Annotated in this window: 22 protein-coding genes and 1 tRNA gene; 11 read left to right on the top strand and 12 right to left on the bottom strand. The window is 52.0% G+C overall.

Annotated elements, in window-relative coordinates; all coding sequences use genetic code 11:
* Positions 1-197 precede the first annotated feature (197 nt).
* Both A6301_RS12065 and A6301_RS12060 read right to left on the bottom strand, forming a co-directional pair.
* Complete coding sequence (locus tag A6301_RS12065) at positions 198-464, bottom strand: helix-turn-helix domain-containing protein (RefSeq protein ID WP_039308916.1); 267 nt, start codon at positions 462-464, stop codon at positions 198-200.
* Positions 465-568: 104 nt separating this feature from the next.
* Positions 569-829: a helix-turn-helix transcriptional regulator gene (locus A6301_RS12060; RefSeq protein ID WP_039308919.1), complete on the bottom strand. Its 261-nt coding sequence runs from the start codon at positions 827-829 to the stop codon at positions 569-571.
* A 120-nt stretch (positions 830-949) separates the two neighbouring features.
* On the opposite strand from A6301_RS12060, the gene A6301_RS12055 reads away from it, so the two are divergent.
* On the top strand, positions 950-1,171 hold the full coding sequence (locus A6301_RS12055; protein ID WP_010301503.1) for a helix-turn-helix transcriptional regulator: 222 nt from the start codon (positions 950-952) through the stop codon (positions 1,169-1,171).
* A 903-nt stretch (positions 1,172-2,074) separates the two neighbouring features.
* Here A6301_RS12055 and A6301_RS12050 read toward each other — a convergent pair.
* Together A6301_RS12050 and A6301_RS12045 are read right to left on the bottom strand one after the other, a co-directional pair.
* A complete protein-coding gene (locus A6301_RS12050) occupies positions 2,075-3,334 on the bottom strand; it encodes an integrase arm-type DNA-binding domain-containing protein (RefSeq protein ID WP_234257851.1) in 1,260 nt (419 codons plus the stop codon).
* A gap of 162 nt (positions 3,335-3,496) precedes the next feature.
* Positions 3,497-3,572, bottom strand: a tRNA-Phe gene (locus A6301_RS12045).
* Between the two features lie 312 nt (positions 3,573-3,884).
* Between A6301_RS12045 and A6301_RS22410 the strand changes: the two genes are divergently transcribed.
* Together A6301_RS22410 and A6301_RS12040 are read left to right on the top strand one after the other, a co-directional pair.
* Complete coding sequence (locus A6301_RS22410; RefSeq protein ID WP_255764532.1) at positions 3,885-4,016, top strand: hypothetical protein; 132 nt, start codon at positions 3,885-3,887, stop codon at positions 4,014-4,016.
* A 231-nt stretch (positions 4,017-4,247) separates the two neighbouring features.
* Positions 4,248-6,401 carry an ornithine decarboxylase gene (locus A6301_RS12040; RefSeq protein WP_234257850.1) on the top strand — a complete coding sequence of 718 codons (2,154 nt, stop codon included), beginning with the start codon at positions 4,248-4,250 and terminating at the stop codon, positions 6,399-6,401.
* Between the two features lie 60 nt (positions 6,402-6,461).
* Here the strand turns inward: A6301_RS12040 and ansP are convergent, their stop codons facing one another.
* Positions 6,462-7,913 carry an L-asparagine permease gene (ansP, locus tag A6301_RS12035; RefSeq protein ID WP_205541337.1) on the bottom strand — a complete coding sequence of 484 codons (1,452 nt, stop codon included), beginning with the start codon at positions 7,911-7,913 and terminating at the stop codon, positions 6,462-6,464.
* A 101-nt stretch (positions 7,914-8,014) separates the two neighbouring features.
* Here ansP and A6301_RS12030 point away from each other — a divergent pair, with 101 nt between their 5' ends.
* Positions 8,015-8,245 carry a hypothetical protein gene (locus A6301_RS12030; protein ID WP_234257849.1) on the top strand — a complete coding sequence of 77 codons (231 nt, stop codon included), beginning with the start codon at positions 8,015-8,017 and terminating at the stop codon, positions 8,243-8,245.
* On the opposite strand, the gene A6301_RS12025 is transcribed toward A6301_RS12030, so the two are convergent.
* Complete coding sequence (locus A6301_RS12025; protein ID WP_234257900.1) at positions 8,212-8,952, bottom strand: SDR family oxidoreductase; 741 nt, start codon at positions 8,950-8,952, stop codon at positions 8,212-8,214. The genes A6301_RS12030 and A6301_RS12025 overlap by 34 nt on opposite strands.
* 79 nt (positions 8,953-9,031) lie before the next feature.
* Positions 9,032-9,661 carry a TetR/AcrR family transcriptional regulator gene (locus A6301_RS12020; RefSeq protein ID WP_107168138.1) on the bottom strand — a complete coding sequence of 210 codons (630 nt, stop codon included), beginning with the start codon at positions 9,659-9,661 and terminating at the stop codon, positions 9,032-9,034.
* Between the two features lie 289 nt (positions 9,662-9,950).
* Between A6301_RS12020 and A6301_RS12015 the strand changes: the two genes are divergently transcribed.
* Entirely contained in the window at positions 9,951-11,159 is a 1,209-nt protein-coding gene (locus A6301_RS12015; protein ID WP_205541341.1) for a Tm-1-like ATP-binding domain-containing protein, read from the top strand.
* 16 nt (positions 11,160-11,175) lie between these two features.
* Positions 11,176-12,006, top strand: coding sequence for a phosphoenolpyruvate hydrolase family protein (locus A6301_RS12010; protein ID WP_137739247.1), 831 nt, complete (start codon positions 11,176-11,178; stop codon positions 12,004-12,006).
* Positions 12,007-12,125: 119 nt separating this feature from the next.
* Here the strand turns inward: A6301_RS12010 and A6301_RS12005 are convergent, their stop codons facing one another.
* Positions 12,126-12,536 (bottom strand): DUF2628 domain-containing protein, encoded by a 411-nt coding sequence (locus A6301_RS12005; RefSeq protein ID WP_107168136.1) that lies wholly within the window; start codon positions 12,534-12,536, stop codon positions 12,126-12,128.
* Between the two features lie 558 nt (positions 12,537-13,094).
* Here A6301_RS12005 and A6301_RS12000 point away from each other — a divergent pair.
* On the top strand, positions 13,095-14,138 hold the full coding sequence (locus tag A6301_RS12000; protein ID WP_234257848.1) for an alpha/beta fold hydrolase: 1,044 nt from the start codon (positions 13,095-13,097) through the stop codon (positions 14,136-14,138).
* Here A6301_RS12000 and A6301_RS11995 read toward each other — a convergent pair.
* The 4 genes from A6301_RS11995 to mutY form a co-directional block, all read right to left on the bottom strand.
* Positions 14,101-15,180, bottom strand: a complete 1,080-nt coding sequence (locus A6301_RS11995) for an AraC family transcriptional regulator (RefSeq protein ID WP_234257847.1) — start codon at positions 15,178-15,180, stop codon at positions 14,101-14,103. The two genes, A6301_RS12000 and A6301_RS11995, sit on opposite strands and share 38 nt — an antisense overlap.
* A 69-nt stretch (positions 15,181-15,249) precedes the next feature.
* Positions 15,250-16,323 (bottom strand): membrane-bound lytic murein transglycosylase MltC, encoded by a 1,074-nt coding sequence (mltC, locus tag A6301_RS11990; RefSeq protein ID WP_010282844.1) that lies wholly within the window; start codon positions 16,321-16,323, stop codon positions 15,250-15,252.
* Between the two features lie 52 nt (positions 16,324-16,375).
* Entirely contained in the window at positions 16,376-16,648 is a 273-nt protein-coding gene (locus tag A6301_RS11985; RefSeq protein ID WP_005975842.1) for an oxidative damage protection protein, read from the bottom strand.
* Positions 16,645-17,751 carry an A/G-specific adenine glycosylase gene (gene mutY, locus A6301_RS11980; protein WP_205541347.1) on the bottom strand — a complete coding sequence of 369 codons (1,107 nt, stop codon included), beginning with the start codon at positions 17,749-17,751 and terminating at the stop codon, positions 16,645-16,647. Before mutY ends, A6301_RS11985 begins: the two co-directional genes overlap by 4 nt.
* A 165-nt stretch (positions 17,752-17,916) precedes the next feature.
* Here mutY and trmB point away from each other — a divergent pair, with 165 nt between their 5' ends.
* From trmB to A6301_RS11960, 4 genes are all read left to right on the top strand, one after another.
* Positions 17,917-18,636, top strand: a complete 720-nt coding sequence (gene trmB / locus A6301_RS11975; RefSeq protein WP_234257846.1) for a tRNA (guanosine(46)-N7)-methyltransferase TrmB — start codon at positions 17,917-17,919, stop codon at positions 18,634-18,636.
* Position 18,637: 1 nt separating this feature from the next.
* The gene (locus tag A6301_RS11970; RefSeq protein ID WP_107168133.1) at positions 18,638-18,982 is read left to right on the top strand and encodes a YggL family protein; all 345 of its coding nucleotides are present in this window, start codon (positions 18,638-18,640) and stop codon (positions 18,980-18,982) included.
* Positions 18,983-19,096: 114 nt separating this feature from the next.
* Positions 19,097-19,810 carry a DUF2884 domain-containing protein gene (locus A6301_RS11965; protein WP_205541353.1) on the top strand — a complete coding sequence of 238 codons (714 nt, stop codon included), beginning with the start codon at positions 19,097-19,099 and terminating at the stop codon, positions 19,808-19,810.
* A 212-nt stretch (positions 19,811-20,022) separates the two neighbouring features.
* The gene (locus A6301_RS11960) at positions 20,023-23,118 is read left to right on the top strand and encodes an autotransporter domain-containing protein (RefSeq protein ID WP_234257845.1); all 3,096 of its coding nucleotides are present in this window, start codon (positions 20,023-20,025) and stop codon (positions 23,116-23,118) included.
* The last annotated feature ends 42 nt before the right edge of the window (positions 23,119-23,160 follow it).

Genomic DNA, 23,160 nt, shown 5'->3' with positions numbered 1-23,160 from the left:
AGCATATTTTGCATATGGTGAATTTAGTGTTTTTCATGCCTATGAAACCCAGCATGGCAATTGAATTATGGTTGAGTGGGAAAATAGTAATACTAATCATTTCCCAGTAAGATAGGAAAATACATCCTGTTTACAACCTACAAGGTTGCTCTTGCCAATAAATGAATTTAATTTTAAAAATTATTATATGGAATGATTTATTTTCCACACTGAACTATTTCACCATTATGTAATTTTAAAATTATTTCAGCAAAATCATCATCAACCGTATAAAAATAACACTCCGGCACATTAAGCACTTTAGCAAACGCGCACATCATTTCAAATGTTGGGCGATGTATACCGCTTTCATATTGGGATATGCGTGATCGTGCAGTGGCTTCTTCAATGCCAGCTAGTACGCCTAGCTTTTCTTGAGTGAGATTGGCTTGTAAACGAGCCGTTTTAAGGCGAATGGGCAACATGATGACACCATCAATAAGAATATTGATAGCATGTTTAGCACTACTTTACATGAGGGTTGCTTAGACTTCCTGAACAATAGAGAGGGGGGACTTACTTGCATTCATCAGGAATGGGGCTGATGTTTAAGGTAAAGCTCCAGAATCATCTCAGCAAAATCATCGTTAACGGTGTAAAAGTAGCATTCCGGCACATTAAGTACCTTTGCAAATGCGCACATCATTTCAAATGTTGGACGATGTATCCCACCTTCATATTGAGACACGCGAGAACGCGCAGTTTCTTCTTCAATGCCAGCAAGAACTCCCAATTTTTCCTGAGTTAGATTAGCCCGTAGTCGGGCGGCTTTGAGACGAGTAGGCAGCATCCATTACACCATCAATGATCATACATTGACTTAGTGTTTAGCATTACTTAACATTGTAGTTGTTTAGACTATCTGAACAAATGATGTTTAATGTGAGGCCACAAAATAAGGATCATGGAGATGATTGATAAGGATTGGCACCCGGCAGATATCATCGCCGGGTTAAGAAAGAAGGGAACAACATTGGCGGCCGTTTCCCGAGAAGCGGGGTTAGCGTCTTCCACGCTGGCGAATGCACTGACAAAACACTGGCCGAAAGGGGAAAAGCTGATTGCGGAAGCGCTGGGGGTTTCACCTGCGGAAATCTGGCCTTCCCGTTACCGCAAATCAGAAGATCGTTAAAGTAAAACAGGATCTCCCTAACCGTTATCGACCTAGGTTGGTAACGGTTCGGGAGAAGGCAAGCGAAGCGCGACAGTTTACTTTTGTTGTTCGCCCCATGCTCTCACCCCGTGACTTCGCCCCATGGTATGGGGCAAGTATATGCGGCGAGCGCATGAGGCGAATGCGGTGGCAGCAATGCAGCCCTGTGCCGGAAAATACATTTCCCGGCACAAAACGGCGTGCGCCAGTTCATGCGGGCTGGACGCCCTTATTGCCTGTCGCATGGGGGTAATGTCGCGGCTGGACGCCACGCCAAAACCCCCAAGGTCAACCGCGGCACACCGTCGCGCGCTACGCGCGACCAACCCCTTTAAGACGCGCGTTTTAGCCTGTTATTTCTCTTTCTCGCAAGCTCGGTGCGAAATAACGGGAAACGCTGCTTTAAATGGGTTGGTCGCGCCTCGCTACCGGCTTTTGGCCGGAGACTTAGCTGCGACGGTGTGCGGGGCAAGCCCCCAAATAAACCGACGCGTGGGCGCGTCTTTTTGCTCGCTGGGGCGGCAAAATTTATTCGGCTCCCCCGGCCTGCTCGGTTTCCGTTGGGGGAAACGCTCGCGGGTGGGTTCGGGCGACGCAAATTAGCCATTTCTACGAAATGGAATTTACTCGCCTCACGCCACTTTTTAATTTCTGCTGTTCGCATCCATTAAAAAGCCATACAAGGGCGGCCTGTCATATCGCTTGTCCCTGTAAACACGTGTAATTTTGATGATGACAGAATCCCGCTGTTGTATCAGGGATGTTCGGTGCTCGCTCTGCTGCGCTCCGCCTCAGCCCTGATACAACAGCGGCGTAGAGAAACAAGATAAGCCGCCTCTGTTCGATTAGAAGCGACTTATTCCATAGGTATATCAGTCTGGCTCAGGCAACCTTAATCGACTTCTCAAAGCGATAAGCCGGGATGAATTGATGCTGGCAGGCATCGAGATAATCTGACCACCATTGCATCATCTGAGTCCGTTCCTCGAGGTGTTCCGCTTTGTGAATATAGGCGGCACGAACGTGATTGCGTTCCTGATGGCTCATCTGCCGCTCCACAGCATCTTTTGACCAGCGACCTGATTCGATCAACGCACTACACGCTATCGTGCGGAAGCCATGTCCGCAGATATCCACCTGTGTGTCATAACCCATTGTGCGCAGCGCCTTGTTGATGGTGTTCTCACTCATTGGCTTACGGGCATCGTGATCGCCGGGGAAAAGTAAATCCCCGTTGCCGGACAACAGTTTTAGCTGTTTCAACACTGTGACCGCCTGTTTTGACAGCGGCACCAGATGTGGCGTTTTCATTTTTGCGCCGCGCTCTGAGTGACGCACGCCAGCTATGGGCTCCCGCTGTGCAGGAAGTGTCCACATGGCGTTATCCAGATCGATCTCCGTCCAACGGGCAAAACGCAATTCGCTGGAGCGGATAAAGATCAGCAAATTAAGCTGTACGGCCAACCTTGTTAGCAGTCTGCCTGAATAGCCTTCTATTCTTTCCAGCAATTCCGGCAACTTTTCCAGCGGTAGGGCAGGGTAATGGTTTTTCGGCGGCGGGGTGATTGCGCCGCAGAGGTCATTGGCCGGATTGCTGGCAATCAGTCCTTTCTGTACGGCGTAACGCATGATGACTGTCGTGCGTTGCTGTATCCGTGCAGCCGTTTCCAGACAACCCTTTTTCTCCGCTACCCGCAGCGGGAGCAGCAGGTTGGCGGTTTTCAGGTCGGTGACAAGGACATTGCCGATGAGCGGGAAAACGTGCAGTTCCAGTGAACGCAGGACTTTGGCGGCGTGAGCCTCACTCCAGCGAATGTTCGCGGTCACCCATTGACGAGCGATGGTTTCAAAGGTATTGCCGTTTTTCTTCGCCTGTTTGTCGTGCTGTTTTTTTACGCCGGGATCGTCCCCTGCGCTGAGAATAGTTCGGGCTTCTTCACGCAGTTTACGGGCACTGGCAAGCGAGACAGTCGGGTAAGCGCCAAACGCTAGCTTCTTCTCCTTGCCGCCGAAGCGGTACTTAAGATGCCAGAGCTTGGAACCGTTAGGTTTAATCAGCAGGTACAGACCCTGCGCGTCGCTGAGTTTGTAAGGTTTATCGAGCGGCTTGGCGTTGCGGATGGCGGTATCAGTCAGAGGCATGGCGGGGGCTCCGTAGTTTATCGAACCGACAGGCCCCCAATTAAGCCCCCAAAAACTACGGATGTCAAAAAATCTGGTAGTACCTTGAGGTACTCCAGATTTTCATCAACTTACTGATTTTTCTATGTTCCCGGACGTATGGAACGTCCCAAAACAAAAATATGGTGCCCGGACTCGGAATCGAACCAAGGACACGAGGATTTTCAATCCTCTGCTCTACCGACTGAGCTATCCGGGCAACGGGGCGCATTAAACCGTATTGGCCGCGTGGCGTCAACGGGTTTCTGTCACAAAGCGGAGCGTCTGCGCTATTTTCAGGCAATCGTATTATTTGCTAGCCAATTTCTGGCGATCCTTTCAGCATGCTTAGCACGGTAATGTTTCTTCTTGATGCGCGCGGCATGTTTCGTTGCACTTTTTACCGCGTTGAGTATGGGCTGGATTGTTGAATTTGATGAAGAATAATGCCACTATTGCGCGGTTTTTAACGTCTCGTTCACCTGAACGCCCCTTTAAGCGTAGTTAGCGTTAGCTAAAGAGGATCGCCGATATGTCAGATTCATTGCTCATGGTGTCGCATGCTCGCGCCAGTTCGTTGATGACGTCACTGCGCGTATCTTCTTCCCACCACTGCGTGCTTTACTTTTCTTCCCGTCGATTATCCTCCTTCACCATGCGGTGAGGCGTTCGTTCGCTCGCTGTTAGGCATGAGTAAAAATAGAGTACGCCTCTGCTTTTACTGATGTCTATCGGATGGTGCTGGCTCCAGTTTTTCCATTCTTAGCCTACAGTTTACCTGTAGGGATCATACGCTTGTCGTTATTGATTGGCATTGTGATTGGTCGGGATTGTTATCCCTGAACGGTGTCTTCCAGGCACGTACACTTACCTTTAACCGTTTGGGTTTGGTTACATGAAACAGTTAAAAATTGCGGCGAATGCAGCGGTTGCCACCCGTTTAATCACAACGCGCGAGATTGTCGCGTTGAGTCAGACCGACTTCACGGATGTGGCGGCGGTCGTGGTTTCTATTGAGGAAGCCCGTAGCGGCATTCTGTCGATATTGCAGCACACCGGTTTTAGCATTCCGGCGTTTGTCGAAGAGCCTGATGAAGATAAAGAGCTGGATGTTCTGCCTGTGGGCAGCGAATGGCTGGTTCTTGATGACGACGGCGAGCACGCCAATGTGTTGGAGCGAGCGGCGAAAGCCTATCAGGATACACTGCTGCCGCCGTTTTTCGATACGCTAACTAAATACGTCAACATGAAAAACACGACGTTTGCCTGTCCGGGGCATCAGGGCGGTCAGTTCTTTCGCAAGCACCCGGCGGGACGTCAGTTTTTTGAGTTTTACGGTGAGAATGTGTTCCGTTCGGATATCTGTAACGCTGACGTCAAGTTGGGTGATTTGCTGATCCATGAAGGGGCGGCGAAGAAGGCGCAGAAGCACGCTGCACGTGTGTTTAACGCCGATAAAACCTATTTCGTATTGAACGGTACGTCCTCCGCCAACAAAGTGGTGACGAACGCGTTGTTGGCGCGCGGCGATTTGGTACTGTTTGACCGTAACAACCATAAATCCAATCATCACGGTGCGCTGATTCAAGCGGGGGCGACGCCAGTCTATCTGGAAACCGTGCGCAACCCTTTCGGCTTTATCGGCGGCGTGGATGCGCACTGTTTTGATGAAGCTTATCTGCGCAAGCTGATTGCGGAAGTCGCGCCGGAGCGCGCCAACGAGCAGCGTCCGTTCCGTTTGGCCGTCATCCAGCTCGGCACCTATGATGGCACCATTTATAATGCGCGTCAGGTCGTCGATAGCATCGGGCACCTGTGTGATTACATTCTGTTTGACTCCGCCTGGGTGGGCTACGAGCAGTTTATCCCGATGATGGAGCAGTGCTCGCCGCTGTTGCTGGATCTAAATGAGAACGATCCGGGCATTTTCGTCACCCAGTCGGTGCATAAGCAGCAGGCGGGCTTCTCTCAGACCTCGCAGATCCACAAAAAAGATACGCACATCAAAGGGCAACGTCGTTTCTGTAACCACAAACAGCTGAATAACGCCTTTATGCTGCATGCCTCGACCAGTCCGTTTTATCCGCTGTTCGCCGCGCTAGACGTCAATGCCAAAATGCACGAAGGAGCAAGCGGGCGTCGTATGTGGATGGACTGCGTGAAGCTGGGCATTGAAGCGCGTAAGCAACTGCTGACGCGTTGTTCGCTCATCAAGCCGTTCGTGCCTGTGATGGTGGGTGGTGCGCTCTGGCAGGATCACGATACGGAAACGATCGCGCAGGACGTGCGTTTCTTCAACTTTGAACCGGGCGAGAAATGGCATGCGTTCGAAGGGTATGCAGAGGATCAGTACTTTATCGATCCCTGCAAATTATTGCTGACTACGCCGGGTATTGATGCGATTAGCGGCGATTATACCGAATTTGGTATTCCGGCGACGATCCTTGCCAACTACCTGCGCGAGCACGGCATCATCCCTGAAAAATGCGACATGAACTCGATCCTGTTCCTGCTTACGCCAGCGGAAGACGCGGCAAAAATGCAGGAGTTGGTGAATGCGCTGGTGCATTTCGAGACGCTGATTGCCCGCGATGCGCCGCTGAGTGAAGTGCTGCCCAGCCTGTATCAGAAATACAAAGAGCGCTACCGTGGTTACCGGCTGCGTCGGCTGTGTCAGGAAATGCATGATTTTTACGCTCAGCACAACGTGAAAGATTTGCAAAAAGCGATGTTCCGCAAAACCGAATTTCCGTCCGTGGTGATGTTGCCGCAGGATGCCAACAGGGAATTTGTACGCGGGAATATCGAGCTGATTCCTATCGATGAAGCGGAAGGGCGTATCGCGGCGGAAGGGGCGTTGCCGTATCCACCGGGCGTGCTGTGTGTCGTGCCGGGGGAAACCTGGGGCGGGGCGGTACAGCGCTATTTTCTGGCGCTGGAAGCGGGCATTAACCTGCTGCCGGGCTTCTCGCCGGAATTGCAGGGCGTTTACAGCGTCGCAGAAGAAGATGGCAGCAAGCGCCTGTACGGTTACGTAGTAGAACAGTAATTACGAATACCTATAAGCTAAGACACTCAGGCTCGGAAACGAGCCTGAGTTTTTTCTATCTTAACGCAGGCTGGATTCCTGCTGGTTGGCGAGTTTCACCGCTTCTCGCTGCTTTTTCAGCCCGCGCCAGCCGATGATTAGCATGATCGCCAGCACCGGAACTGTCGCAATCGTCCACGTGCCGTTCGGGTAATCAAACGCCATCAATCCCAGCACGCTTACCAGAAAAGCCAGCGTCAGCCATGATGTTACCGGCGCACCGGGCATTCTGAAGGCAACCGGTTTGGCTTTCCCCTGACGAATCGCTTTACGCAACTGCATTTGGCACAGAATGATGAACGCCCAGGAACAGATAATGCCGAGTGAGGCAATATTCAGGACGATCTCAAACACCTGCGACGGCACCACGTAGTTCAGCACCACGCCGATAATGTGGATGCCGACCGTCACCAAAATACCGGTGTAGGGTACAGATTGGCTGCTCATTTTCGACAGGAAGGCGGGCGCAGAGCCACCCAGCGACAGAGAGCGCAGGATACGCCCCGTTGAGTACAAGCCAGAGTTCAGGCTGGACAGCGCGGCGGACAGCACCACGATATTCATGATCGTGCCGATATAGGGAACGCCCAGTTTACTGAAGAAGGTCACGAACGGGCTTTGCCCTGCTTGATAGGCGTTCCACGGCAGCAGGCAGACCAACAGCGCGACAGATCCGACGTAGAACAGACCAATGCGCCAGATGACGCTATTGACCGCTTTCGGCAGCACCTGCTCTGGGTTCTTACATTCGCCTGCGGTTGTCCCAATGATCTCGATACCGGCAAAGGCAAATATCACCCCTTGAACCAGAACCAGCGCAGGCAGAATGCCGTGCGGGAACAGGCCGCCGTTATCGGTAATCAGGTGCAGGCCGGGCGTGTTGCCATCCAGCGGGCTGCCCGTGCCGAGATAGACCGTGCCGACCACCAGAAAAATGGCGATGGCCGCGACCTTAATTAGTGCGAACCAGAACTCCATTTCGGCAAACCACTTCACGCCAATCAGGTTCATTAGCGTGACGATGGATAGCGCACCTAGTGCGAATAGCCACTGCGGCACATCGGCAAAGGTGCCCCAGTAGTGCATATAGAGCGCGACGGCGGTGATGTCGACAATCCCGGTCATCGCCCAATTGAGGAAGTACATCCAGCCTGCCACGTAGGAGGCCTTTTCACCCAGAAACTCACGCGAGTACGACACGAAGCTGCCGCTGGTGGGGCGATGCACGATCAGTTCGCCCAGTGCACGCAGGATGAAAAAGGAGAAGATACCGCAAACCAGGTAGACCAACGCCAGCGCTGGCCCTGCCATTTGCAGACGCGCACCAGCACCAAGAAACAGCCCGGTGCCGATGGAACCGCCAATGGCGATCATCTGCACATGGCGATTGCCGAGACTTTGGTGATAACCCTTTTCGTGGAGACGTTGCTCGGCGGCATGACGCTCGCCATGGGGGGAGGAATGTTGTGTCATTGATGTCCGTGCTTTCCTGTCTATCACGCATCTCTTGGCGACGCGTTCGCTATTATTATTTCTAATTCAACTGGTTATGTTTTTTCCTGTGGCGTTTTTTTATGTCGGACATTTCTGTCCGCCGCATGGCAGAAAACAACGGCAGCGATGCTACCTTTTCCTGTGTGCTGTGGCAAAAAATGGATAAAGGGAAAGTGTGTCAGAGCGTGATGGTGTGGGGACGGGGTACTAGACGGGAAACTCTACCGCCCCAGTTAGGCGATCAAGACCGGGACGGGAAAAGCAAAAAGGCGATGACTTACGCGCTGATATCCGCGCGCGTTGGCCCTTGAAAATGGATGGCGTTGATATGGCAACTACGCGGTTGCGTAAGCACAAAACGCATGGCTTCCCATATCGAGCGGGCATTCAGCAAATGTTCGCCCATTTTTTCTCCGCTAGTGGGATTGTCATCAAGGCTGGTGACCTCAAAATCTGGCGGATAAAACCCCGTCACGCGAATGTTTTCCTGCGCGACATAATGCGCCAGATTCTGGCTAAAACCGCTCATGCCGTGCTTGGCGGCGAAGAAGGCGGGGTGGGCGATAGAGTCGTGGAACTGCGGGATGCCGCAGACGGAAACCATCGCCAGAATGTCGGCACCTTGTGAACGGCGTAAGCTTGGCAATAGCGCTTTGGTGAGTAGGATAGAACCGGTCAGGCCGGAGTTGATGGTGCTGACGATATCCGCATCGGTGTCTTCTTCCCCCAATGCGCCTTCCAGCCATTGTGCGGCGCTGAGGACTAGAATATCGACGGGCGTGTTGTCTTCCAGCAGCAGTGCGGAAAAATCCCTGACCGAATCAGGGTTGGCAATATCGCACCGATAGGCGCGTGCTGTGCCGCCTTCCTGATGAATGATGTCGATGCTGGCCTGTGCATCAGCCAGTTTGCGGGCGCAGAGATCGACCTTCACCCCTTCGCGAGCCAGCCAGACGGAGACTGCTTGCCCAAAGTCGCGACCACCGCCAGTGACAATTGCGCGTTTACCTTTCAGCATCATGTGTTCCCTTGGTAACGAGTGTTCTTCCATTGCTGCGCATCCGGCCACGTGGCCGGATGCAGCATGAATATGTTCATCAGGTTTTGGGTGAATTGGCCTGCGCGGCGTCTTCTTCCGCCTGTCGCAAAATAGCTTTGGCGACCCACTGCGTGACATCCTGAATGCTGTCTTCTTCCAGATGCCAGATATCTTTCAGCACCAGAAAAACCTCAGAACCGTAAATGAGTGATAAGGCATAAATCACCCGCTGCTGTGCTTCCGGCGTGATTTTTCCTTCCAGCGGTTCGGTGGCAATCTTGAGCAGGCGTTTGCGATTGCCGCGCGTCAGCGTATCGGTATGCAGTCGATTGGAACGGCGATCGGCCCACTGTTGAAGCGAAAGATGTAAGGCTGCTCGCAGCGCGCCTTCATGTTCCAGCATCCTTGGATAAGCAAAACGTAGCAGTTCGGCAACGCGTTCACTGGCGTCCGGTTGTGTTGGGTGCCACGCCAAAATCGGGCCAAGACTTTCGCCGACAACGGCAGAAACTAACGCACTTTGCGTCGGAAAATAGCGGTAAGCCGTCGCGCGTGAAAGCTGAGCCGCAGCGGCAACATCGGTAATGGAAGGGAATATGCCCTGGTCGAACATATTCATAGCGGTATCGATCAGTAAACGACGGGTTTTCGCCCGTGTTGATGTCAGTTTTTCATCCCGTTCAATCACATAGACCTCATTGAATTTTCGGGCCGGACGCTATCGGGCAGCACGGCGTTATCGTCTGAACTATAGCAAATTGAGTGATTCTTGTGCCACGTCAAGCTTTCTTTACTGTTAGTGTAATGTCATACATAACATTTTGAGACTTTCATCTCATTTGGGTATTTAATGATTTGTCTTTTTGATACTAAAGTCTCAATATGGCGATAAATTAATCTTGTCTGTTTTTGGTTTATTGTAATTGTTATTTATATCAATCTGTTAATTGTTTCGCTAACGGTGGGAGGGATACCAAGTGGGAAGTGAAATTGGCAGCGTTTATATTGCAAGTACAGCGGATACTAAAGGGAAAGAACAGATTTATGTCCGCGATTTGATTGCTGCGACAGGCTTGAAAACCGTCACGGTCGATCTATCAACACATTCACACATGGCGAATGCAACAGATATCAGCGCAGAAACGGTGGCATCTTACCATCCTCAGGGCGCATCAGCGGTATTTTGCCATGACAGAGGGCAGGCGATTAGCGCTATGGCCGTTGCATTTGAGCGCTTCATGCTGTCCCGCGAGGATATTGGCGGTGTGCTTGGTCTTGGCGGTTCCGGTGGAACCGCGTTAATCACTCCCGCCATGCAGGCTTTACCGATTGGAATGCCGAAACTGATGGTCTCGACCATGGCTTCTGGCGATATTTCCGGCTACATCGGCGCCAGCGATATCAGCATGATGTATTCCGTTACTGATGTGGCGGGTCTTAACCGCATTTCCCGTCAGGTTCTCGGCAACGCGGCGCACCAGATCGCGGGGGCGGTGAAGTTTCATATTCAGGAACATCGTGAAGATAAACCCGCTATTGGCCTGACCATGTTTGGTGTCACGACGCCATGTATTCAGGAAGCCAGCAAATTGCTGGAAGCGGAGTTTGATTGTCTGGTCTTCCACGCGACGGGCAGCGGCGGCAAAGCGATGGAAAAGCTGGTGGATAGCCACTTGCTCACTGGCGTGCTCGATCTCACGACGACTGAAGTGTGCGATTTACTGTTCGATGGCGTGCTGGCCTGCGGACCGGAACGGTTTGATGCGATAGCTAAAACGCAGGTGCCTTACGTGGTGTCCTGTGGTGCGCTGGACATGGTTAATTTTGGTGCTCCCGCTAGCATTCCGGAGAAATACGCGCATCGCCTGTTCTACAACCACAACGCACAGGTCACCCTGATGCGTACCACGATAGACGAAAATATTGCAATGGCACGTTGGATTGGAGAGAAGCTCAATCGCTGCGAGGGCGAGGTGCGTTTCCTGATCCCCGAAGGCGGTTTCTCCGCGCTGGATGCGCCCGATCAAGCATTCTGGCACCCAGAAGCGCGTGACGCGTTTATCAACACGCTGGAGAGCGTCGTCCAGCAAACGGTAAGACGACAGATTATTCGTCTGCCTTTCCATATTAACGATCCTTTATTTGCCCATGCCGCTGTTGATGCGTTCCGGGCATTAGTGAAGTAAAAAGGGAGAAAACATGATGTCAGGCATAAATCGTCAGGAACTGCTGGCAAAATTCCGCGCAATGATTGCCCGCCGTGAGCCGATTATCGGCGGTGGTGCGGGAACGGGGCTTTCCGCAAAATGTGAAGAAGCGGGCGGCATCGATCTGATCGTGATTTATAACTCTGGTCGCTATCGCATGGCGGGGAGAGGTTCGCTGGCGGGCCTGTTGGCATACGGCAACGCGAATGAAATCGTCGTGGATATGGCGAAAGAGGTGCTGCCTGTTGTGAAGCACACGCCAGTATTAGCGGGGGTGAACGGCACCGATCCTTTTTGCCAGTTTGATAAGTTTTTGGATGACTTGAAAGCGTTGGGTTTCTCTGGCGTGCAAAACTTCCCAACTGTGGGGCTGATCGACGGTAATTTCCGCGCCAATCTGGAAGAAACCGGTATGGGATATGCGCTGGAAGTGGACATGATTCGCTTGGCGCACGAAAAAGACATGCTGACGACGCCTTATGTGTTCAGCGCGGAAGATGCAGTTGCGATGACGAAAGCGGGCGCGGACATTATTGTGCCACATATGGGGTTAACGACAGGTGGCAACATTGGGGCGGAAACTTCGCTTAATCTGGCGGATTGCGTTCCGTTGATTAATCACTGGGCGGATGCGGCAAAAGCCGTGCGTAAGGATGTGATTGTGCTGTGCCACGGCGGGCCGATTTCAACGCCGCAGGATGCACAGTTTATTATGGATCACTGTCCACAGTGTGATGGTTTTTACGGTGCCAGTTCGATGGAGCGGTTACCAACAGAAATAGCGTTAACGGCTACGACACAGCAATTCAAAAAAATTAAGCGTTAACACACTTTTTTGGCTTATACCCGCTGATGTCCTAAAGCAGGAAAGAAGGTGGGTAAATTTTGTGCCAATATCAGGGATACGGCCAGCGTAAGCTGGCCGACATTTTATGTGAAAGAAGGCTAGAACATGCCTTCAAACGGGTTCCAGCTTTTGCTGTCTTGGGTTTCTTTCAGGTAGTAGGCGTAGTTAGCCGTTGATGCCCACATTAAACTGAGACCGAATCTGACTGCGTTGTCCGTATATTCGGGAAGTGGGATGTTGGCAAATACCTCAAGACACGCAAAAACCGCACCAACGGCAACGGAGATGCCAAATAACGTCAGGTTTTTACGCCAGAGTCCCAGCACAAAGAAATAAATGATGCTAAAAAAGAACGCGATGAAGTTGAAGTTCAGCAGCATTTTGGTGCCAAATGTTGCATTTTTAAATCCATCCTTGAAGGCTGGCGACTTAGGCCCACCAAACTCATTATAAAACGCGAAACGGGTTTGCCATTTTTTTGAGTATTGCTTCCCTACGGTGTTTTCCATAACCGATCCCTTATTTAGTCTTGTGAATAATATTGCTGTAAATAATTTCGGTAGCGATTTTACTGGCTGGATTTCCTTATCGCCACTGTGGCGTTTTTTTGTAATGTTTTCCTTTAATGATTTTTTTATACCGCATAGTGGCAATTTAATTTAATGATTAATAGCGCGCTAATCTTATGTCATTATTGCCACATTAATCACATTAGGCGTAGAGCTAATCGACGATGCGGTTAATTTTACTCGTTGCTATGAGTTCATTTTCATAATTAATTATTCTTATTTTTTTAATTAATACGGGATGATTTATTGAGTTAAGTAAAATTTAATATTGTGCCTAATGCCTGCTTTTACTCGCTTTATTCGTGCAATAGCAAGGAATAGGGATGTTTATTGGCGTTAATCGAGCGTTTATTATCGGTTTTGATTCTTCTATCGAGCTTTTCTGTTGATGCGCAAGCGGAAAAAAGAGGGACTAAATAGCGTTTTAGGTCGCGTGGGTAAGAAAACCATTGTTATACATGCTATTTTTCACAGAGCAGACACTTCGGAGAAATAGCTATGACATGGCGCATCACGATAGGATTCGTAACAGGTTTACTACTCAGTTTTACTGTTATGGCTGATGTGGGGATTGGATTTCAACAAATAAGGCTGGCTGATGAGGTGAATAATAGGCCTCTAGATGTCGCCCTATTTTACCCTGCGTCGTTATCACAACAGACCGAGATAATTGGTGAGAACCCTGTATTTCACGGTATTGCAGTGAGCAAAAATGCTGTGCCTGAATCTGGTGAGCATCCCTTAATTGTGGTTTCACACGGTTACGGTGGGAGTTGGTTTAATCAGCTCTGGCTGGCACAAGCCTTAGTCAAGCAAGGTTATATTGTTGCCGCGCCTAATCACCCAGGAACGACAACTAAAGATATGCGGGTGGAGAACGCTCAGGAATTGTGGCAACGGCCTAAGGACATTAGCCGCGTTATTACGGCATTACTTATCACGCCGGAAAAAACGGGACAGGTTGATGCGAAGCGCATTGCTGCTGTCGGTCACTCGCTGGGAGGATGGACGGTGCTTGAGCTTGCAGGTGGACGTTTCAGCACAGATCAATTTGAACGGGACTGTCTGACACACGTTGGGCTGGCGTCCTGCAAGGTGTATGAAAAGATGCGGGTCGCAAAAAGCGCCCCATCGCGCGCGCAGCTTGATCAATCACTCGCAGATCCACGCATCAGCGCGGTGGTTTCATTGGATATGGGGCTGGCGAGAGGGTTTACCGCAGAGAGTCTGGCGGCGATAAACATTCCTATCTTGATTATGGCGGCGGGTTATCCCAATGAGGAATTACCCGCCAGGCTGGAATCCTACGATCTGGTGCAGAAGCTGTCGCCAGCGCATTCAGCGTATAAAGAAATTGCCGATGCAACGCATTTTAGCTTCATGCAGCTTTGTAAACCGGGTGCTGTTGAGATCATCAACGCTGAAAATCCAGGAGATGGCATGATTTGTCTCGACGGCGGTGAACGCTCACGTGAGCGGATTCATCAGGAAGTCGCGAAGGATGTCAGCGATTTTCTTCAGGCAGCGTGGCGGAAGCCGTAGTCTGTTCCTGAAGTGGGTACTGACTACGCCAGACGCTGGGACTGACACCCGTTAACCGCAAAAACTCTCGGTTGAAGTTTGATTTAGTCTGAAACCCGCTCTCCAGCATGATATCTGTGATACGTGCATCCGTTTGGCTGAGGAGGCGTTTAGCCTCCTCGATGCGGTATTCGTTCATCACCTGCGAGAAATTACGACCGTGAACGCGGTTGATGGTTTCGGACAGGCGTCTGAGCGGTATTCCCATACGTCTGCTTAGGCGCTGAAGCGTCATGCTCGGATCGGTATACAGTGCATGAGTGCGGATGAAATCATCTAACACTTTTGCCAGTTGGTGCTCATCGTCGGTAGCGGGGGGCGTTTCAGGTTTCTGATCGGGTGGCGCGGCAAATCCTGCTTGCGGTGCTGTGCTGTGCGTGACGATAAGCAGGGTCAATATCGCCAGCATGACAAGGTGGAATGCGGTGATGATGGTCGCCGCGCTATTACCGCTGTAGAAAGCGATATCCAGTGCAATCACCGTATCAGTCGCACCGGAGATAAGGACATACAGCCCGGCGATAAACGGTGGGCTTTTCCACATCGGTGATCGTGTTTGAAGAGCGTGAGCAGTGTAAATCAGTGCGCTCCCATAGCCGAAGTAAACACTTACCAGCATTATATCGATCAGCGGAATAGTCGTTCTATTCTGGATAGCGCTTGCGCCAAGGATGAGTAAAGGCGGTAACAGATGCCAAAGATATCGTCGGCGTTTGCGGGTTACGTCCTCAGATACCTTGTCGCCGTGGGTGAAAAGGCACAGCCATAGCAGCGGCGGAATCAATGCGGCAATCGCGGGTTGAATAAACGCGGGTAAGGCAACATGACTGCCCCAGCGTAATGCCACCAGCGTCAGTGCAAGACAGCTCACACTGATGAATACCGCCTCTGCTTTGGTATTACGCCTTTGCGTTTCTTTATTTTGAATATGCAGAAGCTGGATGCGAAAAAACAAAATAACCAGTAAAAGTGCGGTGATAAAAGGTAAGGGAATCGTGGTCATATTGTTGGTCTGATGAGGCCGCGCTGCCGGAATAAACCCGGTAGCGCGGCGTTCTGTGGAGCAGGTGAATTAGCGACGATAATTTTTCTGCGCCGTGTTCACTTTATACAAGTAGCGGCGAGATTCACCAGACGGGTGCTTCGTCGTCAGCGTTTGGTAGACATCGCTCGGTGACATGTTGTTGATAATGCCTACAGCGCGATCGCGATCGCTGGAGAAGACGCGCAACACGCTGCCTGCGCCACCGTTATACGCGGTGATGACGGCGTAGCGTTTCGACGTCGGGTTCTCAATGCCGGCCAGATAGCTGTTCTTCAGAATCGACAGATAGGCGGTACCCGCGTCGATGTTTTGTTCTGGATCGAACAGATAGCTGCGGCTTGGCTGTCCCCATTTCCCTTTCATCTTGAAGACGTCGCGTCCTGCGCTGTGCTGCACCACCTGCATCAGGCCTAGTGCATCGGAACGGCTGACGGCGTAAGGGTTGAAGCTCGATTCTGTCTGCATAATCGCCAGAATCAGCGACTCTTCAATGCCGTAACGCTCGGAGGCTTTACGCACTAGCGGCAGGTATTTGTGCGCACGTTTATCCAGATGGTTAGGGACAAGCTGCATCGTGACCGACCAGATAACGTGCATACCGGAGGTGCGTTTTTGCAGACGGTTCTGGAGCAGGTAATCCGCAAAGCTCGCGGCACGGCCTTCCCAGCGGATCGGTTGTCCAGTGTTATCCAACACCTGTCCGTACAGCAGCGGTTCGCGGCTGATTTGGATATCGTTAGCGTCGGAATACAGATCGGTGTTACTGGCGTCATCGCCCATCAGCAGGGTAGTGATAATCGCCTGGCGCAGGCTGGCAACGGAATTGGTGGCCGAAATGGTTTCGATCGTGATTGAACCGGCATCAAAGTTGATGTGGCTACGCGTCTTATATTGATCGGTGTATTTGACGTAGTCTTTCGGGCCGGCGATCAGTACTTCATTCATCCCCCAGATATTTTCGATGTTGTTGGCGAACTGGCCCATCAAAATATCGAAGGCGTTGGTATCCTTGAGAAACTCTTCGTCGTTGGCATTCCCTTTGTTTCCTGAACAGGAAACCAGCAGTGGTGCAATCACCAGCAGAGCTAACATTTTCTTCATATAACAAGCCGTGTCGGAATGGGGACGTAAGCGGGCCCGAAAGCCCGCAACCTCAGTGGCTCGGAGGCGTATAGCCTTCGATGTGAACGTCCTTCCCTTCAAACAGGAATTTGATCATTTCCTGTTCCAACAGCTTACGGTCGTCAACATTCATCATGCTGAGTTTTTTCTCGTTAATCAGCATGGTTTGCTTGGTTTGCCACTGCGCCCAGGCTTCTTTAGAAATTTCGTTATAGATACGCTTGCCCAGATCGCCGGGATAGAGCTGGAAATCCTGCCCTTCGGCGTCGCGTTGTAAAAAAGTACAAAAAATCGTTCTGCTCATGCTTCTTCCTCATCAATTGCGCAGGCATTCAAACGTGTTGACTGCGGGTGAGCCAGCTCCCTTAGTAGGCGTTCTACCGGGGCGGCCAGTCCGACAGACGGCGGCTGCGCTAAGTTATACCAGAGACCTGCACCGTCATCCATGCAGGACCGGTTTTGTGAGCGATCGTTCTGCGATACGTTCAGCCAGAGCGGAACGATATCCAGATGAAAATGGCTAAATGTATGGCGAAACGCGACAAGCTGTTGCAATCCATCAGGATTCAGACCGCGTTGTTGTAGCCAGAGTTCCAATTCCCGACGTTCGCTGAACTGTGGGAAGCAAAATAGCCCGCCCCACAGGCCGACGGCAGGGCGCTGTTGCAGCCAGACCTGAGAGCCTTGCTGTATCAGCAGGAACCAGCCCGTTTTTTCCGGCAGTGTCTGCTTCGGTTTCTTACCGGGATATTGCGCCCAACTGTGGTTGGCGTAAGCAATGCAGCCGGTGTTCAGCGGGCACAGTTCGCACTTGGGGCGGCTGCGGGTACAGACCATCGCGCCGAGGTCCATCATCGCCTGATTAAACTGGCTGACGCCTTCGGCCGGAGTGACATCTTCACTCCGCGCCCACAGTTTCTTTTCGACATCTTTCTTACCCGGCCAGCCGTCAACGGCATAGCAACGTGCCAGCACGCGCTTCACGTTGCCATCAAGAATCGGGAAATGCTGGCCGAGAGAGAGCGACAACACTGCGCCCGCGGTGGATCGTCCGACGCCCGGTAACGCAGCGACTTCATCAAAGGTGGTGGGGAAATCACCACCGTGGTGCGACACGATGGTCTGTGCCGCTTTGTGTAGATTGCGCGCACGGGCGTAGTAGCCCAGCCCGGTCCATAAGTGGAGCACTTCATCCAGCGGTGCTGCCGCCAGTGTGGTCACGTTGGGAAAACGTTCCATAAAACGTTGGAAATAGGGAATAACCGTGGTGACCTGCGTTTGTTGCAACATCACTTCGGATAGCCATACTTTATAGGGAGTTTTCTCAAGCTGCCATGGCAGGGTTTTGCGGCCATAGCGTTGATACCAGTCCAGCACCTGATGGGCGAACTGTTGCGCTTGCATCATAAAATGGGATCACTATCCGACAGGTAAAAAGTTTGACTGCGATTCCAGCACAGAGTGAATGTGCTGTAAACCGGAACTTTCCGAGGCAGTGGGCTTGCTAAACCGCGGTATCCTTGCATAATGCGCGTTTCCTTAATGTAATCGGACAGCAAGTAAGCACTCTTTATGATTAACAACGTCATTTCACCGGAATTTGATGAAAACGGGCGCCCGATGCGTCGTATTCGCAGTTTTGTCCGCCGTCAGGGGCGCTTGACCAACGGGCAACAGCTGGCGCTGGATAACTACTGGCCGGTGATGGGTGTGGAATATCAGGCCGAACAGGTAGATTTTAACGCGCTATTTGGGCGCGATGCGCCGGTGGTGCTGGAAATTGGGTTTGGGATGGGCGCCTCGCTGGTGACGATGGCGGCACAGCACCCTGAGCAGAATTTCCTCGGTATCGAAGTTCACCTGCCGGGCGTGGGGGCGTGTCTCGCTGCCGCACAGGAGGCGGGAATCAGCAATCTGCGTGTGATGTGTCACGATGCGCTTGAAGTGCTGATAAAAATGATCCCCGATGGTTCACTGTCTATGGTTCAACTCTTCTTCCCTGACCCGTGGCACAAAGCCCGCCATAATAAACGCCGTATCGTGCAGGTGCCGTTCGCCGAACTGGTGCAGAGTAAGCTGAAAGTTGGCGGTGTGTTCCATATGGCAACAGATTGGGAACCTTATGCGCAACACATGCTCGAAGTGATGACGTCTGTCGCTGGGTACCGTAATCTTTCCGATAATAATGAGTACGTTGTGCGGCCGGAGTCCCGCCCGCTGACGAAATTTGAAGCACGCGGCCAGCGTTTGGGGCATGGTGTGTGGGATCTGATGTTTGAGAGGATAAAATAAAATGGCACAAGCTCGTAGCCGTCGTTTACGTAAAAAGCTTCACATTGATGAGTTTCAGGAGTTAGGTTTTTCGGTCAACTTCCGCTTTCCAGAAGGCACTAGCGTGGAAGACATCGATAAGCTGATGGATAAGTTCGTCGACGACGTCATTGAACCACAAGGGCTGGCATTTGAAGGCAGCGGTTATTTGCACTGGGAAGGTCTGATCTGCCTGCAAAAGATCGGTCACTGCACCGAAGAGCATCGTCAGCTGGTTAGTCGCTGGTTGGAAGAACAGAAACTGACGGACGTAAAAGTTAGCAATCTGTTCGATATCTGGTGGGATCTGCCAGAACACCTGCTGTAATCCTTGGTCTTATCAAGGTATGCCTGAGCTGATTTTGGCTCAGGCGTTATCTGCCTCATCAAAGGGCGCATTGCCGCTTTCTCGCCACTGCCGTTGTTTTCTTCAGGAGAAAATATGTCGCGTAAAATGACCTTGGGTTTATTGATGTTGCTGTCCTGGCAAGCGCAGGCGGCTTACCAGTGCAACGTGAACCCGCAGGACGACATTATTATCAGTCCGCAGCACGTACAGGTCGTGGGTGCCAGTGGTAATTTACAGCTTTCTCCGCAGGGCGATATTGTCCGTAACGGTACGCCGCTGACCCTGAATGCCGAACAGCGCCAAAAGGCCAAAACCTATCAGGCGGATTTACGCCAGCAACTGCCGTGGATCGACCAGGGCGCGCAGCAGCATCTTGAAAAAGCGCGGGTCGCGCTGGATAACGTCATCGTGCAGGAGCTTGGCAGCGACAGCAATGTGCGCAACCGTCTGACTACGCTGGATAAACAGCTCAAGCAGCAGATGAACCGAATTATCGAACATCGCAACGACGGTTTGACGTTCCACCATCAGGCGATTAAGCAGGTTGAGCAAGATGGCAAGCAGATCGTGCAGCAAAGCATGGGCGGCGTCTTGCAGGACAGCCTGAACGAAATGGGCGTGAAACAGATGTCCAGCGGCGGCAATCCGCTACAGGCGATGATGGGCAACCTTGGCGGTTTGCAGAAAGCGATTCAGGCTGAGTGGAACAATCAGGAACTGGAGTTCCAGCGTTTCGGCAATGACGTATGTAGCCGCGTCACATCGCTGGAAAACCAGCGCAAGAGTCTGTTGCAGACGCTGAAGTAAACTGGCGTCGCTTAAGGAAACGGGCTGAGGCCCGTTTTTTGATCGTCCTTTTCCTCTCTCCCTCTCCTCTGTATTTTTCTTTTCGGTCTGACCGCTTTACCTGTAACTGTGCGCCTTATGAAATTCATTGCTTGTTACCTTCATGCGTTATGACTATTTGCATTAGTAACATAGAGTGACAATCACATTTATGTTCGAACAGGGTGTCGTTAATGCTATCGGTTTGGAAAAACAAGGAAATCCGCATCACGGTGATGTCGCGTCATGCCAGTGTGAAAGGTGGTTGTGATGGTGCTCGTTACCGTGTGCTTGCGATGGGGTTACTGCTGTTTTGTCCTGTAACGTTATGGGGAGCGGATAATTTTCGTACGGCGGAGTATGCGCGTAATGGTGCTGCGCTGGATTCGATCAACGCGGCAGAGGCTTACAGTCTCGGCTTTTCGGGCAAAGGAGTGAGCGTTGCGGTCATTGATGCTACCGGCGAACTGAGCGGTGATGAATTTGCCGGGCGGGTGGATGCGGGCGCGGGGTGGATCTCATCGCCATGGAATGGCGCGTTTCATGGCTACGCGGTGGCGGGTGTCATTGGTGCGGCGAAAAACGATAGCGGTATTCACGGCATCGCGTATCAGGCGACGCTACTGCCGTTAGGAACCACTTTTTCATCGGATACCTTGGTTAACGCCCAGCTTAACGTGCTCGACCGTCCAGATATCAAGATCGTCAATAATAGCTGGGGATACCGAATATTTAACGACACGGTGCAGACGTTCAGCGCCGATCGTCAGATTGAATTGCTGGACGGCATCATCAACAATAACATGGTGATTGGTGCGGAAATGGCAAGACTAGGGCAGTTAACGGTGTTTGCTGCCGGAAACGAAGGCCATCTGACGCCGTCTATTATCTCTGGGTTGCCAACGCTGCTAGATGCCTATGGCATTGAGAATACAATTGCCAATAACTGGCTAAATGTCGTGGCTTACGATCCTTCCCAACGTCCTTCCAGCGCCGCGTTTATTGCATCATTCAGCAATCTGGGATTGGGATCGTCCGCGTACACGCTGCTTGCGCCGGGTGTGAACATTGTTTCTACCAGAGATGCCAACACGACTGATACATTCAGCGGTACATCATTTGCGACACCCTATGTTTCGGGCGTTGCCGCGCTGACGTCTGAGGCGTTTCCGTATCTGAACGGTAAGCAGCTAGCCGATATTCTTTTGTCTACGGCGACGCCGCTCACGGGGAGTAACACCCCGCGTGCGGTGTTGCTCATCCACAAGAATTACGATGACCATCAAAACTATCTCAGTAGTGAACTCAATGTTTACGCGACGGGTAATGCCGTCACGTTTAGCGATGAGGAAATGACCGTACTTCTGGCGCGGGTCAGAGAGGATGCGTTCTTCGATAATCTTACGGATGAACAGGTGCGCAGCGCGATTCGTGCCTGCGCCAGCGCGCAAAATATCAATGTGCTTACGACGGATGATTACCAGTCACTATTTGGTCAGGGGATGATTAATGCGTATAAAGCGGTGCAAGGGCCGGGCGCATTGAATGCCCAGAGGCTAAGCAATAGCGATCTCAGTAGTGGAACGTTTAACGGTAACTACGCGATCTACGGGGTTGATACGCAAGGCTATTCCAGCACCTGGAGCAATGATATCGCTCAGGTGAAAAATACGACCAGCGGAAGTCCCCTGTATCAGTTGGATGTTGGTTTACGCAAACAGGGCGCAGGGGCGCTTTATCTAACGGGCAATAATACCTATCTCGGGCCGACCATTGTCGAAGGCGGCAGCGTCGTGGTGGGCAGAGTGGCGCAGGGGGGCGGCAGTCTGGCGGGGGATGTCTGGGTGCAATCTGCGGCCACGCTAGGTGGGCACGGCAAAATCGCCGGCACCGTCACGCTTGAGAACGGCTCAACGCTTTCACCCGGCGCATCCGTTGGCACATTAACGGTCGGCAATGTGGTGTTTCAGCCCGGCAGTCTTTATCACTATGAGATTGATGAGCAGGGGAACGCCGATGGCCTGAATGTCACACAGGATGCGACACTGGCGGGCACCGTGGTGCTGGATGCGCCTTCACAGTCATTAGGCGATCGGTTTACCCTGTTGAATGTCGGTGGCACCCTGAGTGGCAGCTTTGATGGATTAACGTCTAACTCAACCCAGCCTTTCCTACAAGACACACTGAGCTATAGCAACAAACAGGCTTATCTGGACGTGGTGCGTAATAATCGCGCCTTTAACGACGTGGCCACCAGTCGTAATCAACGCGCCGTTGCGCAGACGATCGAGAGCCAGAATAGTGGGTCGGTTTTCTCTGCTATCGCGAACAGCCGCAGTGAAGGAGCCGCACGGGCTGCATTTGATAACCTCGATGGCGAGATCTACGCCGCCTCGCGTGCCGCATTGCTCCAGCGTAGCCGGTACGTGCGAGACGAGATCAACAGCGCACTGCACGACGAAAATGCACAGTCGCTTTGGTTGAGTACGTGGGCGAACAAGGGGCAGTTCAATGAGACCGCTGAATCCTCACGTGTTAACCACAGCGGCTATGGCTTCTTAATCGGTAACGGTAGCCCAGTCGGTGAAAGCAGCACGCTGGGTGTCGTCGTCGGTGCAGAGAAAAGCAAGATCAAAACCGATGCACGTGCCGCCAGTAACGATGTGACGGCTTATCACGTTGGCAGCTATTGGGGAACGAGCTATAGCGGGATCGCATGGCGATCCGGTCTGGTCTACAGCTATCTGGATATGGGCAGCGAGCGAGACATTCAGGTGCCCGGACTCACGAGCCGCGCTCAGGCGGATTATCATGCGCACCTTGTTCAGGGATTTGCAGAAGGAAGTCATCGATTTGCGTTCAATGACAGCCTAAGCATTGAACCTTATGGCAATCTCTCGTATGCCTGGCTCGATCTCGCGGGTGGGCAGGAATATGGCAGCGCCGCTGCACTGCGCTGGGAACGTCAGGGGAGTGGGGCGGGGTACTCAACGCTGGGCTTACGCGGCGAAGCGCGCTGGTCTTCTCTCTCGTCTGTCCGGCTCTATGCCGATGCGGGCTACCAGCGACGTCTGACGTCGGATCGTACTCAGACGCAGCTGAGTTTTGTGCAAGGTGGCGATGCTTATACGATCCGCTCTGCGGCTGACGATCGTGATGCGCTGCTATTGCAGGCAGGCGTCACGTTGGCGATAAAATCGAATACGACGCTGTTGCTGGGCTACCAAGGCGTAGTGAGCGATAAAATGAGCGAAAACAGTGCGAAAATGCAGTTTGGCATCACATTTTGACGTGAAGTTGGTAATCCCACTCGACGAGTGAAAGGTCGGGTG

This window comes from Pectobacterium sp. IFB5596, assembly GCF_021432585.1.
Lineage (GTDB): Bacteria > Pseudomonadota > Gammaproteobacteria > Enterobacterales > Enterobacteriaceae > Pectobacterium > Pectobacterium punjabense.
Note: the sequence above shows the minus strand (reverse complement) of the source record. Positions and strands in the feature narration are given on the sequence as shown.

Bases quoted from the DNA above. Each gene is read 5' to 3' on its own strand.
- A6301_RS12040 (WP_234257850.1), top strand. From the start codon at position 4,248: ATGAAACAGTTAAAAATTGCGGCGAATGCAGCGGTTGCCACCCGTTTA.
- A6301_RS12025 (WP_234257900.1), bottom strand. From the start codon at position 8,952: ATGCTGAAAGGTAAACGCGCAATTGTCACTGGCGGTGGTCGCGACTTT.
- ansP (WP_205541337.1), bottom strand. From the start codon at position 7,913: ATGACACAACATTCCTCCCCCCATGGCGAGCGTCATGCCGCCGAGCAA.
- A6301_RS11995 (WP_234257847.1), bottom strand. From the start codon at position 15,180: ATGACCACGATTCCCTTACCTTTTATCACCGCACTTTTACTGGTTATT.
- A6301_RS12030 (WP_234257849.1), top strand. From the start codon at position 8,015: ATGTCGGACATTTCTGTCCGCCGCATGGCAGAAAACAACGGCAGCGAT.
- A6301_RS12065 (WP_039308916.1), bottom strand. From the start codon at position 464: ATGTTGCCCATTCGCCTTAAAACGGCTCGTTTACAAGCCAATCTCACT.
- mltC (WP_010282844.1), bottom strand. From the start codon at position 16,323: ATGAAGAAAATGTTAGCTCTGCTGGTGATTGCACCACTGCTGGTTTCC.
- A6301_RS12060 (WP_039308919.1), bottom strand. From the start codon at position 829: ATGCTGCCTACTCGTCTCAAAGCCGCCCGACTACGGGCTAATCTAACT.
- A6301_RS12005 (WP_107168136.1), bottom strand. From the start codon at position 12,536: ATGGAAAACACCGTAGGGAAGCAATACTCAAAAAAATGGCAAACCCGT.
- A6301_RS11960 (WP_234257845.1), top strand. From the start codon at position 20,023: ATGCTATCGGTTTGGAAAAACAAGGAAATCCGCATCACGGTGATGTCG.
- A6301_RS12000 (WP_234257848.1), top strand. From the start codon at position 13,095: ATGACATGGCGCATCACGATAGGATTCGTAACAGGTTTACTACTCAGT.
- mutY (WP_205541347.1), bottom strand. From the start codon at position 17,751: ATGATGCAAGCGCAACAGTTCGCCCATCAGGTGCTGGACTGGTATCAA.
- A6301_RS11970 (WP_107168133.1), top strand. From the start codon at position 18,638: ATGGCACAAGCTCGTAGCCGTCGTTTACGTAAAAAGCTTCACATTGAT.
- A6301_RS11965 (WP_205541353.1), top strand. From the start codon at position 19,097: ATGTCGCGTAAAATGACCTTGGGTTTATTGATGTTGCTGTCCTGGCAA.
- A6301_RS12055 (WP_010301503.1), top strand. From the start codon at position 950: ATGATTGATAAGGATTGGCACCCGGCAGATATCATCGCCGGGTTAAGA.
- trmB (WP_234257846.1), top strand. From the start codon at position 17,917: ATGATTAACAACGTCATTTCACCGGAATTTGATGAAAACGGGCGCCCG.
- A6301_RS12010 (WP_137739247.1), top strand. From the start codon at position 11,176: ATGTCAGGCATAAATCGTCAGGAACTGCTGGCAAAATTCCGCGCAATG.
- A6301_RS12050 (WP_234257851.1), bottom strand. From the start codon at position 3,334: ATGCCTCTGACTGATACCGCCATCCGCAACGCCAAGCCGCTCGATAAA.
- A6301_RS11985 (WP_005975842.1), bottom strand. From the start codon at position 16,648: ATGAGCAGAACGATTTTTTGTACTTTTTTACAACGCGACGCCGAAGGG.
- A6301_RS22410 (WP_255764532.1), top strand. From the start codon at position 3,885: ATGTCAGATTCATTGCTCATGGTGTCGCATGCTCGCGCCAGTTCGTTG.